Genomic DNA, 17,088 nt, shown 5'->3' on the forward strand with positions numbered 1-17,088 from the left:
CCGCTGGAGAGGTGAAGCTGGGCTGTCTATTTTTTTGGTAAAACGAACAAATTGGTCAGGAAATGAGTAGAAGAGAAGTAGCCGGTAGATAGTCAACAATGTGTACTATCTCTGGCTGGGAACAGTCGTCCCCACATTCCCTATGAGAAAAAGTTGGTTTACGATCATTTACACGTTGTTTAGTGTTTTTTCGGGAGGAGCGTTTGCCCAGAAAAAGCTTGATTCGTTAGGTAAACAGGCAAATCTGCCGACCTGTATTCAATACGCCCTGGAGCATCAACCACTTGTTAGGCAGTCTGTTATCGATCAGGAAATTGCGGACCGAACCGTTCGCAGTACGTTGTCGGCCTGGTACCCACAACTGAATGCCGGTTACAACGTACTGCACTACCTGCAACTGCCGGTTACGCTTATTCCTGATGCCACCACGGGCGAACGTCGCCCCGTCGCGCTGGGGGCTCAAAACACGTCGACGGTGTCGTTTTCACTCACCCAGAGTGTATTTAGTCGCGATCTGTTACTGGCCAGCCGAACGGCCGATGTGTATCGCCTGCAGGCGACTCAGGCAACTGTCAGCAACAAGATTGATGTGGTGGTGAACGTAAGTAAGGCGTTTTATGATTTAATTCTGACCCAGCGGCAGGTCGATATACTCACCGAAGATATTGCGCGACTGCAGCGGAGTTTGCAGGATGCCAGCAACCAGTACCAGAGTGGTATCGTTGACAAAACGGACCCGCAACGAGCCCGCATTGCGCTCAATAATACGTTAGCGCAACGGAAGCAATATACCGATCAGGTTGGTGCCAAATATCAGGTACTTAAGCAGTTGATGGGATACCCGCCAACGATACCCCTGAACGTGACCTATGATACGCTCCAGCTAACGAACGAGATCGCCCTGGATACTACGCTGCTGGCGAATCCGCAGAATCGCATCGAGTACCAGCTGCTACAATCGCAGGGGCAGTTATTGGAGGCTAACGTGCGCTATAATCGCTGGGCATACCTACCTACGGTTAATGCAAATGCTAACTATAACTTGCTGTATCAGAACAACTTTTTCGGGCAGTTATATAACCAATCATTCCCAAACTCACTGATCGGCTTATCGGTGATCCTGCCTATTTTTCAGGGGGGGCGACGAATCCAGCAATTGAAAATTGCCGAGCTGCAGGTCAATCGGCTGGAATGGGATTTAGCCGCGTTGCGGAGTGCCGTCGATGCGGAGTACGCCCAGGCTCTGTCAAACTATAAAGGAAATTTGGCGAACTATCTGGCCCTGCGCGAAAATCTGGCCCTGGCCGAAGATGTATACCGGGTTGTGAATCTCCAGTATCGATCGGGCATACGGGCCTACCTGGACGTAACGGTTGCCGAAGCAGACCTGCGAACGGCCCGACTCAATGTTTTTAATGCGTTATATTCTGTTTTAATCAGCAAGTTAGACGTGCAGCGGGCGCTGGGCGAGATTCGATTCTAACCCACTGGTAAGGCTACACACTAAAAAGAAGCAGACACATTCAAGGCTTCGGCATCATGAACCACTATATTAATTCATTTATTATATCAGGAATTGTCTTGCTGTTTACGGCTTGTAGCGGCAATAAAGAGGCACAGCAACAGCAGGCTCCTCCGCCAACGGCGGTTACAGCCATAAAAGCAACGAAAGGAAATGCTACGTACTACGATGAATTTCCGGCGACGGTAACGGCCTTGCGTGAGGTAGAGATTCAACCGCAGGTTGCCGGTAACATCACCGGCATTTTCTTTCAGGACGGTCAGCGGGTCAGGCGGGGGCAAAAGCTGTACACCATTGACCCTCAGCAATACCGCGCTACCTACGACCAGGCGGTTGCGAACCTGAATGTGCAGAAAGCGAACCTGAATCGGGCGCAGAAAGATGCCGATCGGTATAACACTTTAGCGCAGCAGGATGCCGTGGCCCGCCAACTGGTCGATAACGCCATTGCAACGTTGGAAACGGCTAAAATGCAGGTAGCAGCCGCTCAGGCTAACATTCGGCAGGTGGCCACGAATTTGAAGTATACGACCATCTATGCTCCGCTGGATGGTACCATCGGTATTTCGCAGGTGCGGTTAGGGGCTGCTGTAGCACCGGGATCAACGCCGTTGAACACGATTTCGGCCGATGATCCAATTTCGGCCGATGTGCAGGCCGACGAATCTGAGATTTCGCGCTTTTTAAGGCTGCAAAACCAGAAAAACGTAATCCGGGATTCTACTTTGATGCTCATACTGCCCGATGGGAGTAAGTATCCGTATCCAGGTTCGGTGCGGATCGTTGACCGCGCGGTTGATCCGCAAACCGGTACGTTGCGGGTGCGGATTGCTTTCCCAAACCCAAAGAAAGAATTAAGGGTCGGTCTGAACGGTAACATTCGGGTGAAGAACAGTACGCCCACCCCCCAGTTGCTAATTCCCTATCAGGCAGTAACCGAGCAGATGAGTGAATATTTTGTGTATGTCGTCGGCGACAGCAGCAAGGTTCTACAGAAGAAAGTGACCTTAGGAGCGCGTATCAACGACAAAGTGGTGGTTCGGAATGGACTGAACGAAGGCGAGATGGTCGTAACGGAAGGAACTCAGAAAATTAGAGAAGGAGCCGTAGTAAAAGTTAGCCAGCCTGGACAAGGGGGGGCAAAACCAGACTCCAGCAATCGTCAGGCTGCCTCCGCACGGTAAGAGCTATCAGTGGCTAGCTAATTGTTAATAGTAGCCTAAGGGCTGCAACAACACTCATACCGTTTTGCGGTCCGGTGTTGCCAACACGAACAGACCTATGTTTGCAGAAATATTCATAAACCGACCCGTTACGGCCATAGTTGCGTCGATCGTTATCGTAGCGCTAGGAATCTTAGCGTTATTAACGTTACCAGTCAGTCAGTACCCTGACATTACTCCCCCGGTTGTTCAGGTGACGAGTACCTATACCGGGGCCGATGCGCAAACCGTTGAACAAACCGTAGCCACGCCCATCGAGACCCAGGTGAACGGAACACCGGGCATGAGCTACGTACAAACCAATGCTACCAACGACGGTCGGATGAGCATGAACGTTACGTTCGATGTGGGAACGGACGTAAACATTGCCGCCCTCGACGTGCAGAACCGCGTCGGTATTGCCCAACCTCAGTTGCCCGAAGAGGTGACCCGATTGGGGGTAACCGTTCGGAAGCGGAATCCGTCGTTGTTCATGCTGGTCGCGATTTATTCGCCCAAGGGCACCCACAACGTCTCGTTCCTGGACAACTACGCCAATATTTACATCCGCGATGCCCTGTTGCGGGTAGAAGGAGTAGGGGATATTTTCAGCCGGGCCGATGACTTCAGCATGCGGATCTGGTTGAAACCAGACCGGCTGGCGCAGTTGGGAATGACCTCCGACGACGTAGTGGCCGCCTTACAGGAGCAAAACCTGCAGGTGGCGGGCGGTTCGGTAGGGGGACCGCCACAGCCGACATCACAGGCGTTTGAGTACACCGTTTTCACCAATAGTCGTCTGAGTAAGGAAGAAGAGTTCAACAACATTATCGTGCGTAGTGACCCGGCGCGGGGCTCGCTGGTGTATTTGAAGGACGTAGCACGGGTGCAGCTTGGCAAGTTTTCCTACGCCAGTAACTCGTTTGTCGATGGAAAGCGGGCGGCTTATCTGCTGGTTTATCAGCTACCGGGCAGTAACGCCCTGGCCACCGCCGAAGGGGTTTACAAGGCAATGGACGATCTGAAGAAGACCTTCCCCAAAGATGTTGAATACGTGGTTCCCTTCGAATCGGTATCAGTCATTCAGGTGTCTATTTCCGAGGTGGTCGAAACCCTGCTCGAAGCGTTGGTGCTGGTGGTATTGGTCGTGTTTCTATTCCTGCAAAGCTGGCGGGCAACGCTCATTACGCTCCTGGCCATTCCCGTATCGATTGTCGGCACCTTTGCTTTGTTCGTTCCGCTCGGGTTTACCATCAATACGCTCACCCTCTTTGCGTTTGTATTGGCTATTGGGATTGTGGTCGATGATGCTATTGTGGTAGTAGAGGCCGTGCAGGCTAATATTGATAAAGGGAAGTCGCCCAAAGAGGCCACGATGGAGGCCATGCGCGAGATTTCGGCGCCGGTAATTGCCATCGCTCTGATTCTGGCGGCCGTTTTCGTGCCGGTTGGTTTCATACCCGGTATTGTCGGGCGACTCTATCAGCAGTTTGCCATTACCATTGCCGTTTCCGTCCTGATTTCGGCCTTCGTCGCCTTATCGCTCACGCCAGCGCTTTGTACGCTGCTGTTACGGCCTATGCACATCGACGAAAACGCGAAAGGCCTGAACAAGTTCTTTTTTAAGTTCAACCAATGGTTTGAGCGCGTCACGAATTCGTACTCGAGTGCCGTACAACGACTGATTAAGGCAACCCCCCTGGTCATTGTTGGGCTCGTAGTACTTTACATTGGCACTGGCTTATTGTTCCGCGCCAAACCGACGGGCTTCATTCCGACCGAAGATGAAGGACGTTTGATTGTGACCTATGAGATTCCGGAAGCCGCGTCAACCTCGCGAAGTCTGGCCGTGCTCAACAATGTCATGAGCATTCTCAAGAAGCAGCCCTACGTGGCTCACTTCTCGGCATTGGGCGGTCTGAACGCGATTACGTTTGCCTCTAAGTCGAATAGCGGTACGGTATTTATTCAGTTAAAACCGTGGGAAGAACGTAGCGAAAACGGGATGCAGGCCGATTCGCTGGTACCGAAACTGCAACGGGCTTTCGCCGGATTGAACGATGCCCGGCTTCAGGTGGTGCAGCCACCGGCCATTCCGGGCCTTGGTCAAAGTTCGGGTTTCACTTTCGAGATACAGCAGCGCCAGACCAACGACGATGTTCGTACGTTCGATAACGTCGTTCAAAACTTCCTGGCTGAGGCCAATAAACGACCCGAAATCGCCCGGGCGTTCACCTACTTTACCGCAAAAACCCCGGCTTATCGCGTGGAGGTGGATCGGGATAAATGTAAAAAACTAGGTGTTTCGGTGGCTAACGTCTACCGAACCATACAGACGTATCTGGGTAGTCAGTACGTGAACGACTTCATTATCTACGGTCGCAAGTTCCGGGTCGTGGCTCAGGCCGATACCATGTATAGGTCAGACATTAGAGAGTTGGGCCAGTTTTATGTGCGCAATGGGGGTGGTCAACTCATCCCGATCAGTAACGTCATGACCACAACTGTCATTGAAAACGCACCGTTGATCTCTCACTTCAACCTGTTCCGGTCGGTAGAGTTAAATGGTGGCGCTAAGCCGGGCTACAGTAGCAGTCAGGCCAACGAAGCGTTACGTCAGGTAGCCGATAAAGTACTACCGGAAGGCTATTCGTACGATTTCTCGGGCTTAAGTCGGGAGGAAATTAACGCCGGAAGTAGTTCTATTTACATTTTCATGCTCTCCATCGGCTTCGTGTTCCTGTTCCTGGCAGCTCTGTACGAAAGCTGGTCAGTGCCGTTTTCCGTACTATTATCGGTGCCCATTGGAGCCCTCGGTGCCATTCTCGCGCTAACGCTATTCCCTTACCTGAACAATAACGTGTATGCGCAGATTGGTCTGATCACCCTGATCGGTCTGGCGGCTAAGAACGCCATCTTGATTGTGGAGTTTGCCAAAGAGCGGGTTGACCGCGGTGAAGACCTGTTGGAATCCACCATCGAAGCGGTTCGGCTTCGCTTGCGACCGATTCTGATGACCTCGCTGGCTTTCATTCTGGGGGTTGTTCCGCTGGCCATCGCGAGCGGGGCAGGGGCGGTTGCCCGGGTAACAATTGGCCGCACTGTGCTAGGCGGAATGCTGGCTGCTACGTCGCTGGCTATCTTTGTCGTACCGGTGCTGTACGTGGGTATTACACGGCTGGCCTACGGCAAGAAAGGACTGGAAGCCCTTAAGAAACAGGCGAAACCCGCGCCAAAAGAAGAGGAGAGCCATAGTCACGCATAAGTAGAATAGACTCCTATTAGTCCTTAATCCCGATAGACTAATCAATAGTCTATCGGGATTAATACTTGATAGTCAACGAGTTGTCTAACCTAATTTTTACCTGTATTTCATAAATTTTTTTGAAAAATGCTTGCGAAACATAAATTTGATTTTCACCTTTGCCCATGAACTTAATCGGCTGAAAATCCAGAACGCCCATTTTCATCATGAACACGCAAACTTTCCGACCGGCTCTTCACCAAGAGACTTCTGTGTCCCGGCTACGAATGTGCGTCATCCTGCCCGCTTCCCTGATGGCCTGTTGTTGTTGCTAGCAATTCGCAAAGACCAACCCTGCCTGTTTACCTTTCTCAAGACCAGTGTATAAAGAACTGATCAGGGAATTCACTTGAAATAGAGAGTTATCAACAACCGTTTGGGTCGTGCCTGACTTATGGATTTCTTAAAATTATTTTTATTTACATAGTTAACCTACTAAATAGATAGAATATATATGGTAATAGGGTATAACGCAGAAAACGCCATGCTAACGATACACAACTGTTGTCGGGCATCACTAACCAGCATTTCATACAACTTGATTCTTAAAGGAGTACAAACTGATTTTCATATATAACAACAAACACAATGACACTCGAATTTGAAAATGAATTAGGTGAGATCCGATCGTATGTAAGTAAGCCTCGCCAGACCAACAGAGACATCAGTCCACTAGTAACCGGTGATACATCGCCGTTCTTTAATCTGACCGGTGGCTCGGGCGATTGGCGGGCGTCGTTATTCAATTACCCATCACCAGGGCCAACCGTGTCCCTGCTGGATTTGGTCAATACAAAGCCCGTAGTGGTAAGTTTCTATTGCCCATGCTGGGGACGATACGCCAGTCCCTACCTGGATTCGCTCGTGAAGCTCAACGAATCGCTTCAGGAGTTAGGCGTCGAACTGGTTGTGCTATCGAATGAGTCACCGAAAGCGCTCAGACGGCAAGGGAAAGACCTGAATTTTCTGTTTGCGCACGATACTGATTTGCAGGTGTCACGTCAGTTTGGGGTGTATAACGAAGATAGCCCCGTCTGGGACCGTGTGTCGGGCATATCAGACGAAGCCTTTATTCCAGCGCTTTACGTAATTGATCAGGACCGCCGGATCGTCTACCATCATCTGGACGAAAACTTTGATAGTCCACTCGATCTGGAGGCTATCGTCGACCAGGTACAGTCGCTCCGAACGGTAACACCGGCATTTATCAATGAGCCCGAGGAAGCATTGAACCCCTATTCGCGAAGCTTTTTTGCGCTTTGGCTACTAAGTATGTTGGCCGTTGCTGGTTCGCAGCTCATTAACTTTTAAATCGTATGGCTAGAGAATCGATTGTGTGCCCAACGGATGGTGTACAGGTAAATGAGAGTAAGGTGCGTACGGTTGCTTTTCTGGTCCTGTTGACAACGCTGGCTTATTTGCTAACAAACGTAGTCTGGTTGATAGCGCTATTGACCGTAGATTTTGGATTACGGGCCTTTAACACGGGTCAATACAGCCCGTTTGGAACTGTGGCCGGGTGGTTAGTGAAGCAGTTTCATCTGCCCTTCAAAGGTACCGATCAGGCTCCTAAACGATTTGCCGCTCGCATCGGATTTGTATTCGGTGCGAGCATTCTCGTAGCGCATGGGCTCGGCTGGAACACAAGTATCCTGAGTAGTGTACTGGCCATTTTTGCGGGACTGGAGTCGCTGTTGGGCTTTTGTGCAGGTTGCTATGTGTACACTTATTACCATCGCTGGTTTTCGCCGAATACAACGAGCTTCTAGACTTTATCAATTCACTCAATCCCAATCATCCTAAGCACTATGTCAGTTCAAGCAGAAACGCAAAGTCAGGTTTTACAGGAAGTGCTGGCCGCGAACGAAACGTACGTCGAAAATTTTGGCGACAAAGGGAGTTTGCCCTTGCCTCCGGGTCGTCATTTCGCGATTTTGACCTGCATGGATGCCCGACTCGATCCGGCAAAATACGCTGGCTTGTCAGAAGGGGACGCCCACGTGATCCGGAATGCGGGCGGACGGGCCAGTGACGATGCAATACGTTCGCTGGTGATCTCGCACAAGCTGCTGGGTACCCGCGAGTGGTTTGTGATCCATCATACCGATTGTGGTATGGAGTATTTCACCGATGATGTTATCCGCAATTTACTGGCTAAAAGCCTGAAAACGGCTACGGTCGATGAAAAAGGATGGCGTAATGTTGAAGAAGAAGGGGGCTCTGACGAAGCACGCTTTATTTCGTTTCTAACCATTCGCAACCTGGCCGACAGCGTAGTGGAAGATGTACAGCGCATTAAGCGTCACCCACTGGTGCCGAAATACATTCCGGTTTATGGCTATATCTACGACGTAAAATCGGGACGTCTGATTGAGGTGCCGGAAGCTACCGAAGCGGGCGTAGCAGCGTAAAGACACTGGGGAGGGGCCTGGAAAATGGTCAATACCTGACGAAAAATTAAAAGTAGTAGCCAATACAGGGTAAATCAGCTGGCTGCAACTGGTTGGTTTACCTACCAAGAAAAAGCCAGGATGGCTGCAACCATCCTGGCCGATTCGCAAACAAGGCTCTGACAAGCCTCATTCTATCACAAATCAATACAAAGTAATGCAAAAAATTTTATATACCTGGGCAGTTTGGTTGCTCACGTATGGTTGTTTGCTGGCACAGACAACTGCATCTCAAGGGCGCATTTTGTCGGGCATTGTCCGAACGGAGAATGGAGAGCCGCTGCCAGGTGCAAACGTGGTGCTAAAGAATCAAACCAAAGGCACGTCAACCGATGCAGACGGGCGCTATACCATCAACGCTGGCTCGGGCGATGTATTGGTCGTATCGGCCATTGGTTATCAAACTACCGACCTCGCTGTCGGCAACCAATCAACGCTCGACGTACAATTAAAGGAATCGGCCTCGCAATTGAATGAGGTTGTAGTGGTAGGGTATGGCACGCAGGACCGCAAAAACCTGGTTGGGTCGGTAACGCAAATTAATGCCGACGAAGTTAAAAACCGACCGGTAGCTAGTTTCGACCAGCAGTTGCAGGGCCGCGCGGCTGGTGTACAGGTTGGCGCTAATACGGGTGTGCCAGGCGATGGTATCTATTTCCGGATTCGGGGATCTACCTCGATCAACGCCAGCAATGATCCGCTCTACGTGGTGGATGGCGTTTTTGTCAACAACCAGTCATTACAGAAAATTACGACGCAGGGGCAGGCTAACAATCCATTGGCTGACATCAACCCCGCTGATATTGAGTCAATTTCTATCCTGAAAGATGCCGAAGCCACGGCAATCTATGGAGCGCGTGCCGCCAATGGCGTTGTTGTAATAACTACCAAGCGGGGCGCTTACAATGCCAAAACAAAGGTGACACTCAATGCCGCCGTAGGACAGGCCTGGGCTCCTAAGCTTTGGGACCTGGTAACCGGACCCGAGCACGCCACCCTCATCAACGAAGCCTGGAAAAACGATGGTAAGCCATTTGAAACTCGCCCATTCCGGCCAAAATCAGAAGGCGGGCGCGGGTTACCCGAAGAGCAGCAAACCTATGATCGGCTGGGCGACATCTTCCGGACGGGCGTCCTCCAGAATTACGACCTGTCGGTGTCTGGCGGAAACCAGCATACCCGATTTTATCTCGGTGGAGGCTACACTAGTCAGCAGGCCACGCTGCGCACCAACGATTTTCAGCGGGCCAGCTTCAAATTAAACCTGGACCACGATCTGACCGACCGCATCCGCATCGGAAACAGCAATATCTTGTCGCAGTCAACCCGGACCAATGCGCGCGTTGGCGACGGGCCTCAGGGCGGAATTTTGCAGGCCGCACTTCACACGCCGACGTACTTGCCGAAGTTCAACGCTGATGGTACGTATGGCAAATGGGCCGGGTTCGATAACCTCGACGTGCTGATCAATAATACCGACATGAACTCGACCAGTACGCGTTACATCGGTAATCTGTACGGCGAGCTGGACATTATTGAAGGGCTGAAACTTCGCAGCAGCTGGAGCCTTGATTATAACGACTACAACGAATACGAGTACTGGAACACGCTCACCAACCGGGGTAGTGCCAGCAAGGGCTTAGCCACCTCAAGCATTAGCAAAAACACCGTCTGGATCAATGAACAGACCCTAACGTACCGCCGAATGTTTGGCACGGACCACTCGTTCGGGGCCTTACTCGGCAATTCGGTCCAGGGTAATGTGTCGACGCAAACGCAGGCACAGGGTACAAATTTTCCGTCGGATGCTTTCAAGCAAATTACGTCTGCGTCGGTCACGACTTCCTCGTCAACCCGAAATCAATACAATCTCGTATCTTTCTTCGGGCGGGTTGACTACAATTTTGCCAAGAAATACTTCCTGGAAGCGAGCTTACGGGCCGATGCTTCGTCGCGATTTGGGGTGAACCGGCGCTGGGGCTATTTCCCGTCAGCGGGTGTGGCCTGGCAGGTGAAGCAGGAGAACTTTCTGCGGGACGTCAGCTTCCTGAGCGATCTCAAACTGCGGGCCAGCATCGGCTGGACGGGCAACCAGAACGGCATTGACAATTACGCATCGCGCGGCTTGTGGGGCGGTGGCTTCAACTACCAGGATAATCCCGGTACGTTTCCGGTGCAGCTGGCCAACCCGGATCTGAAGTGGGAAACGACTCGACAAGCTAATATCGGCCTGAACGTAGGATTGTGGAACAACCGCATTGGACTGGAAGTCAATGCGTACTCCAAATACACGTACGACCTGCTGCTGCAAGTGCCACTGGCGCAGAGTTCGGGTTTTGCCAGCATCTACAAGAACGACGGCGAAATCAGCAACCGGGGCCTTGAGTTTGCACTCAATACGTTGAATATCAACAAGCAGGGTTTCCAGTGGAACACCAGCTTTAACATTGCGACTAACGTCAGTCGGGTCGAAAAGCTGTCGATTCCCATTGATGCCAGCTATGCCGTTGAGCGACTGGCGCAGGGGCAGCCTTACCACTCATTTTTTGTGTATAAGCAACTGTACGTTGACCCCAAAACGGGCGATGCCGTTTACGAAGACGTCAACAAAGACGGTGCTATTACGGTAGCCGATAAGCAGTTTTATGGCACTGCCTTACCCAAGTTTTTCGGTGGTCTGAACAACACGTTTTCGTACAAAGGCTTCGATCTGTCAGTCTTCTTCAATTTTCAGTCGGGCAACAAAGTCTTCAACGCCAATCGGTTCTTCCACGAGTCGGGCGGTACGCGTGACGACCGGCGGGCTATCAACAAAAATCAGTTGAACCGCTGGCAGAAAGAGGGCGACATCACCGACGTACCCCGACTGACTACGCAAGGCAACAACTATAACCTCAATCCGATCAGCCGTTTTGTGGAAGATGGATCGTTTCTACGGCTTAACTCGGTCGTGTTTGGCTACTCGATTCCCAAGTCGATTCTTCGCAAGATTGGCGTGGCCTCGGCGCGGATTTACTATAACGGCTCCAACCTGCTCTTGCTGAGCAATTATCAAGGACCTGATCCGGAGGTGAACGTAACGTCCAGTCAATCCGTCCAGGGCTATGACCTTGGAACGCCCCCACAACCACGTACCGGCCAGTTTGGGCTGAATCTGACACTTTAATACGAAAGCCGTATCGGTTATGAACAAATTATTAGTCTTATTTTCTTTCTTATTGCTAACAGGCTGCAAGCAGTTCTTAGACGTACAACCCGAGCAGCAGGTCGATGAATCACAGGCTATTACTAATGCCAGCACCGCCGAAGCGGCCGTAAACGGATTGTATAACCGACTCGGCAACGACGGCTACTACGGCTCTAATTTCCCGGCCCTATCGTACCTCTCCGGGGGGGATGTGCAGTGGACCGGGTCGCAGGGGGCTCCGCAGGAAATCACTTCGCGCAAACTAACGGCCGACAACGGCTACGTAGGTTCGGGCTGGAGTGCCATTTACCGAACTATCCTGGCCGCCAACTACCTGCTCGAAACGGTGCCGCCATTGAATGACCCGCTGTTAACGGCCGACCGGAAAAACCAGATTCTGGGGGAAGCGTACGCCATTCGCGCCTTGTCGTACTTCGATCTGGCTAGAGGCTGGGGGGGCGTGCAGCTTATTCTAAAACCTACGTATACCCCGCAGGATAACACCGGCATTTCCCGAAGTTCATTGGACGAGACGTATGCGCAAGTGCTGAAAGACTTAACGGCGGCTGAGCCATTGCTGGGCAATACGACTAACCGCAATCGGGTCACGAAGAAAACTGTCTACGCGCTGCGGGCTCGCTACCATTTGTACCGGCAGGAGTGGGACAAGGCGGAAGAATACGCCACCAAATTGATCGACGACGCATCGTATAAGCTCGTGAAGCCCTACAGTGCCTTTTTTGCCAACAATGCCGTTAACACCACTGAATCAGTATTCGAGATCGCGTATTCGAATTCGTTCAAGAACGGTCATAGCAACTGGTGGTTACCACCGGCGCTGAGTGGTCGGCGGGAGTGGGCACCTTCTGCTCAACTCGTTACGCTGCTGAACGACCCGAAGGTGGGCGGTAATCGCAAAGAACTGATTGCGCAAACGGCTCCCCCGGGCAATCTGTGGTATGGCAAGCTGTATTACCGAAACCCAATCGGTACCGATCCGGCTTACCTGATCCGCATTGCTGAACTGTATCTGATTCGGGCCGAAGCGCGGGCTCAGCTGGGTAATACGACCGCTGCCCTGGCCGACTTGAACGCCATCCGTGATCGGGCTGGCGTACCGCTCTCAACGGCCTCGACAAAAGAGACACTAGTTCAGGCAGTTGAAGACGAACGGCGCGTTGAATTCGCTTTCGAAACTGACCGCTGGTTCGACCTGGGCCGGAAAGGACGAATCGGGACAGTGTTGAACATTACTGATCCGAACAAGTACGTATTGCCTATTCCAAACAGTGAAATCCTGGCCGATAAAGCACTGACGCAGAATAAAGGGTATTAAACTGTGGTGCTACGTAGCTCCGACATCGCAACGGCGGACCGTTCTTGTCGGAGCTATAACCTCTAAAAACTAACACAACATGAACACGCAGCGTATTTTAACCTTCCTCTTTGTCTTATTCATTGTAAGTTCTGGACTGGCGCAAACAACATCAAAAACCGTTGGTCCCGAAAAAGGGGCCCTCGTTATTGTCGGTGGTGGCAATATGGGGCCTGAAATCTGGGGGCGTTTTGTTGAACTCGCAGGTGGTGCCGCTGCCGCTGATATTGTCATCATCCCTACGGCAGGCGACGACTCAACGGCTAACCAAGCCCCAAGGGAAACCGAAAAGCTGCGGAATCTGGGCGTCAAAAACATAACGGTTTTGCACACCCGCGATCCGAAGGTGGCCAATCAGGAATCATTCGTCGCGCCGTTGAAGAAAGCCACGGGCGTCTGGTTCGTGGGTGGTCGGCATTGGCGGCTGGCCGATTCGTACCTCAATACCCTGTCACACAAAGAGTTTAACGCATTGCTGGCTCGGGGTGGAGTCATCGGTGGTACGTCGGCGGGCGCTACGATCCTGGGGTCGTTCATGGTGCGGGGCGATACCAAAGGGAACTCGATCATGGTGGGCGATCACACGCAGGGGCTCGATTTCATTCACAACGTAACAATCGACCAGCACGTACTACGCCGAAACCGGCAGTTTGACCTTATTGACGTCATTAAGACTCGTCCTGAACTACTGGGCCTGGGTATCGACGAAAGTACCGCCATTGTGGTGCAGCAAAATACGTTTGAGGTAATTGGTAATTCATACGTCGGGGTTTACACCGCCGAGCAGATTGCCAACAATGCTAAATACCCATCTGGTCAGAATAGCACGGGAGGCCCATTCTTCTTTCTGGGTAAGGGGCAGAAGTTTGACTTACAAGCCCGCAAAGTGCTGAATCAGCAACCTCCGCGTCCGAACGAACCGGCCAAGTAGCTATAAATTCTACTCAACTATGAGCAAACTGACAAGCACTGCCCTGGTGTCGGAATGGGACAGAGACCTAGCAGAGGGCACAACGACGAGAGACAACTGGGGGCCCACAGCTCAGCCGCCATCTGAATGGCAGGGCTACGAGCGGGTGCTGTTCCGGTTCTTCTTTCTTTACTTCATTATTCAGGTTGTACCACTGGACTGGCATTTTTATCGGGATCTGCTGACCATTGACTGGGGCCCCAATTACTACCAGGATGTATTCAACTTAGCGCGTTACGCACCCCGCTTCATCGGTCCGGACGACACCTTTGCCAACTGGGCAATTGTGGCGCTTATCGCGTTGGTTGGTACGTTGATCTGGAGCATTCGGGACACGAAGCGGACCGAATACAATGCCCTGTACTATGGGCTGCGGGTGATTCTGCGCTATCGGCTGGCCATCGGTGTCATTGCCTATGGCTTCATTAAGCTGTTTCCCATGCAGGCACCCCTGCCGTCGATCAGTAACCTAAACACGGCTTACGGCGATTTTACGGCCTGGAAACTGTTTTCCTTAAGCCTGGGAATTGTGCCGTCGTATGAGTCGTTTCTGGGTTTGGTCGAAATCATTGGTGGCTTGTTACTGCTTAACCGCAAAACTGCTACCATTGGCACACTGATAATTATCCCGTTCACGGGGAACGTGTTCATGTCGAACCTGGCCTACGAAGGTGGGGAATACGTATACAGCTTTTATCTGATTACGATTGCCCTCTTTCTGTTTGCTTTTGATGCCATCCGACTAGTGCGGTTGGTGTCGCTGGAGAAGCCAACGGTGCCTAATCGGTTCGTACCTGTTTGGGCTGGTCGTTGGAAGGTAGTCCGGCCGCTGCTGAAAGGAGCGTTTCTCTTGTTTGCCGTGGGGCTCTACGGCTATAAGACCTACGGCGCCTACCGTACTGATCCGTACCAGTACCCTAAAACACCCGGATTGACTGGGGCGGCTGGGTTGTATAACGTCCGCGAATTTAAGCTGGCCGATAAAGTGCTGCCTTACTCCAAAACCGACTCAAAACGCTGGCAGGACGTAGTATTCGAGCGCTGGAACACGATTAGTATTAAATCAAACCGTCCCGTTCGGCTCGACAAGACCAATACCGAACAGCTTCACGCAGCCGATGCCGCGCGTACGTACGAATTTGCCGGTTCGGCGGGTCGGCATTATTACAGCTACCAGGTTGATTCGCTGCGGCACGTGCTGACGCTCTCCAACCGGAACCCAAACTACGTGGGCGAAACCCTGCAACTGCATTATGAGCGCTCAGGGCCCAACGAAATTATTCTGTCGGGACTGAACGAAAGCCAGGACTCGGTTTATGTCGTGCTGGATAAAGTTAACAAGAAGTACTTACTCAACGAAGCAGCCAAAGCCGGTCGGCGCGGCACGCTGAAACTTTAACCCCGCTTTCTGCCATGTCCACTCTAAAAACCACCCTTACCAATCCGGTCTACCAGCCAGTACCAGGAGGGATTAAATCGGTTTTGTCCGCATCCTCAACCAGAACGGATGCTCCAGCAGGAACAGGGTCAGTTACCCGCACGACGCGCCGACCCTGGACTACGGGCGAGAAAATCGCCTTTCGGATTGCGTTTGTCTTCTTTGTGATTTTCTCGATTCCGACGAACGTGGGTTGGTACCGGAATCTGTTCTCACTCGACTGGCTGCACTTACACTACCGTGATTTATACGACATTGCCCGCTTTCAGCCAAACCTGCTGGGGGGAGCGAAATGGTGGCCGTCGTGGATGGGTTATGGCGAATGGGTATTTCTTCTGCTCGTATCGACGGTCGTCGGGTTAGTCTGGACAGCTTTGGACCGGAAACGTCTGGAGTATAACCTGCTGTATTACTGGTTGCGGGTAATTGCCCGGTACCGAGCTGGCATTGGCATCATCGGGTTTGGTTTTACCAAGCTCATGCCCACGCAGTTACCCTATCCGTCGTTAGGCCTGTTGAATACCAACTTTGGCGACCTGACCGCCCAGAAGATTTACTGGCTGTCCATCGGAATTGTGCCCTGGTACGAAGTGTTTACGGGCGTTGTGGAGGTGCTGGCGGGAGCGCTTTTATTCTTTCGGGCAACGACCTTTTGGGGAGCGGTACTCCTGTTCGGCGCTTTAGCCGACATTGTGTATGTCAACCTGGCCTACGACGGGGGCGTTCACGGCTACAGTTCATATTTCGTCGTGCTGGCGGGCTTTCTGCTGGTGTATTACGTCCGTGATCTGTACAGTTTACTGATTAAAGAGCAGGTTACGGTACCAACCTATTATTACCCCAGCTTCGCGAAACCCTGGCAACAGATCACCCGGATCAGCCTGAAAACGGCGGTCATTGGCGTTTTTCTGGGGCTGTTGTTCTGGTTGCAGTACGTCAACTTCCGCTATGACCCCTACAAACAACCCGCCCAGAAAGGGGTGCCCGAACTGCGGGGCAATTATGCCGTAACGGAATTTAAGCTCAACGGTAAAGAGATACCTTACTCGCCAACCGACTCGCTACGTTGGCAGGAGGCTACGTTTGAGAAGTGGTCGACGCTGACCTTTAAAGTGAATCGGCCGGTGCCTTTAGACCTCTCCAACGGGGGCGGTTCACCCATGCGCGACCTCAACCGAACCTTTGAACTAACGGGCGTAGCCGGTGGGCAGCGGGTATTCTACTACGATGCCGACCCAATCAATCATGTCTTGTATTTACAGGACAAATACCGTCCGTCAAATGGCCGTGGTGAACGGGGCGAAGGCGATAGCGAAGGAAGTGTTCCGAAAAAGCGGGAGAAGAAACAACCAACCGACAACTGGATTCCGGCGGAAGCGCTGGCCAGTATTGGCCCGGAAGATACTAAAATTGACCTTATTGCCCGATCAACCCGGCGCACCAAAGGCATCAAATCGGAAGCGCGTCGGGAAGATGGTAAACGCAACCGGATGATTCTGCGCTACCAAACGACGGATGGGTCTCGGGTTGTCTTAACCGGCGTCGATGAAAAGAAACGATCAATTTATGTGGTATTAGACCGCGTAAATCGAAAGTATGCCCTGTCGGAGAGTACCTTGCGGGCCGGAACGTATTAACAG

11 protein-coding genes are annotated in these 17,088 nt (G+C 51.9%); all 11 read left to right on the forward strand.

All coding sequences use genetic code 11. From position 1 onward, the window contains the following. Positions 1-142: 142 nt before the first annotated feature. The 11 genes from ACFSUS_RS15515 to ACFSUS_RS15565 all read left to right on the forward strand — a co-directional run bounded on the left by ACFSUS_RS15515 (position 143) and on the right by ACFSUS_RS15565 (position 17,085). Complete coding sequence (locus ACFSUS_RS15515; RefSeq protein WP_381524096.1) at positions 143-1,483, forward strand: TolC family protein; 1,341 nt, start codon at positions 143-145, stop codon at positions 1,481-1,483. Between the two features lie 56 nt (positions 1,484-1,539). Further along, on the forward strand, positions 1,540-2,706 hold the full coding sequence (locus ACFSUS_RS15520; protein ID WP_381524098.1) for an efflux RND transporter periplasmic adaptor subunit: 1,167 nt from the start codon (positions 1,540-1,542) through the stop codon (positions 2,704-2,706). Positions 2,707-2,803: 97 nt separating this feature from the next. Continuing rightward, positions 2,804-5,989, forward strand: a complete 3,186-nt coding sequence (locus tag ACFSUS_RS15525) for an efflux RND transporter permease subunit (RefSeq protein ID WP_381524100.1) — start codon at positions 2,804-2,806, stop codon at positions 5,987-5,989. 627 nt (positions 5,990-6,616) lie between these two features. Next, positions 6,617-7,339 (forward strand): peroxiredoxin family protein, encoded by a 723-nt coding sequence (locus ACFSUS_RS15530; RefSeq protein ID WP_381524102.1) that lies wholly within the window; start codon positions 6,617-6,619, stop codon positions 7,337-7,339. Between the two features lie 5 nt (positions 7,340-7,344). Then, positions 7,345-7,797: a DUF4395 domain-containing protein gene (locus ACFSUS_RS15535; RefSeq protein WP_381524103.1), complete on the forward strand. Its 453-nt coding sequence runs from the start codon at positions 7,345-7,347 to the stop codon at positions 7,795-7,797. A 39-nt stretch (positions 7,798-7,836) separates the two neighbouring features. Continuing rightward, positions 7,837-8,439, forward strand: a complete 603-nt coding sequence (locus ACFSUS_RS15540) for a beta-class carbonic anhydrase (protein WP_381524104.1) — start codon at positions 7,837-7,839, stop codon at positions 8,437-8,439. 196 nt (positions 8,440-8,635) lie between these two features. Then, positions 8,636-11,644, forward strand: a complete 3,009-nt coding sequence (locus ACFSUS_RS15545) for a SusC/RagA family TonB-linked outer membrane protein (RefSeq protein WP_381524106.1) — start codon at positions 8,636-8,638, stop codon at positions 11,642-11,644. A 19-nt stretch (positions 11,645-11,663) separates the two neighbouring features. After that, on the forward strand, positions 11,664-13,001 hold the full coding sequence (locus tag ACFSUS_RS15550) for a RagB/SusD family nutrient uptake outer membrane protein (protein ID WP_381524108.1): 1,338 nt from the start codon (positions 11,664-11,666) through the stop codon (positions 12,999-13,001). A 79-nt stretch (positions 13,002-13,080) separates the two neighbouring features. Beyond that, entirely contained in the window at positions 13,081-13,971 is an 891-nt protein-coding gene (locus ACFSUS_RS15555; protein ID WP_381524110.1) for a cyanophycinase, read from the forward strand. A gap of 19 nt (positions 13,972-13,990) precedes the next feature. Continuing rightward, positions 13,991-15,409, forward strand: a complete 1,419-nt coding sequence (locus ACFSUS_RS15560; RefSeq protein WP_381524111.1) for a DoxX family protein — start codon at positions 13,991-13,993, stop codon at positions 15,407-15,409. Positions 15,410-15,423: 14 nt separating this feature from the next. Beyond that, positions 15,424-17,085, forward strand: a complete 1,662-nt coding sequence (locus ACFSUS_RS15565; protein WP_381524113.1) for a hypothetical protein — start codon at positions 15,424-15,426, stop codon at positions 17,083-17,085. Positions 17,086-17,088 lie beyond the last annotated feature (3 nt).

Source organism: Spirosoma soli (assembly GCF_042684525.1).
Taxonomy (GTDB): Bacteria; Bacteroidota; Bacteroidia; order Cytophagales; family Spirosomataceae; genus Spirosoma; species Spirosoma soli.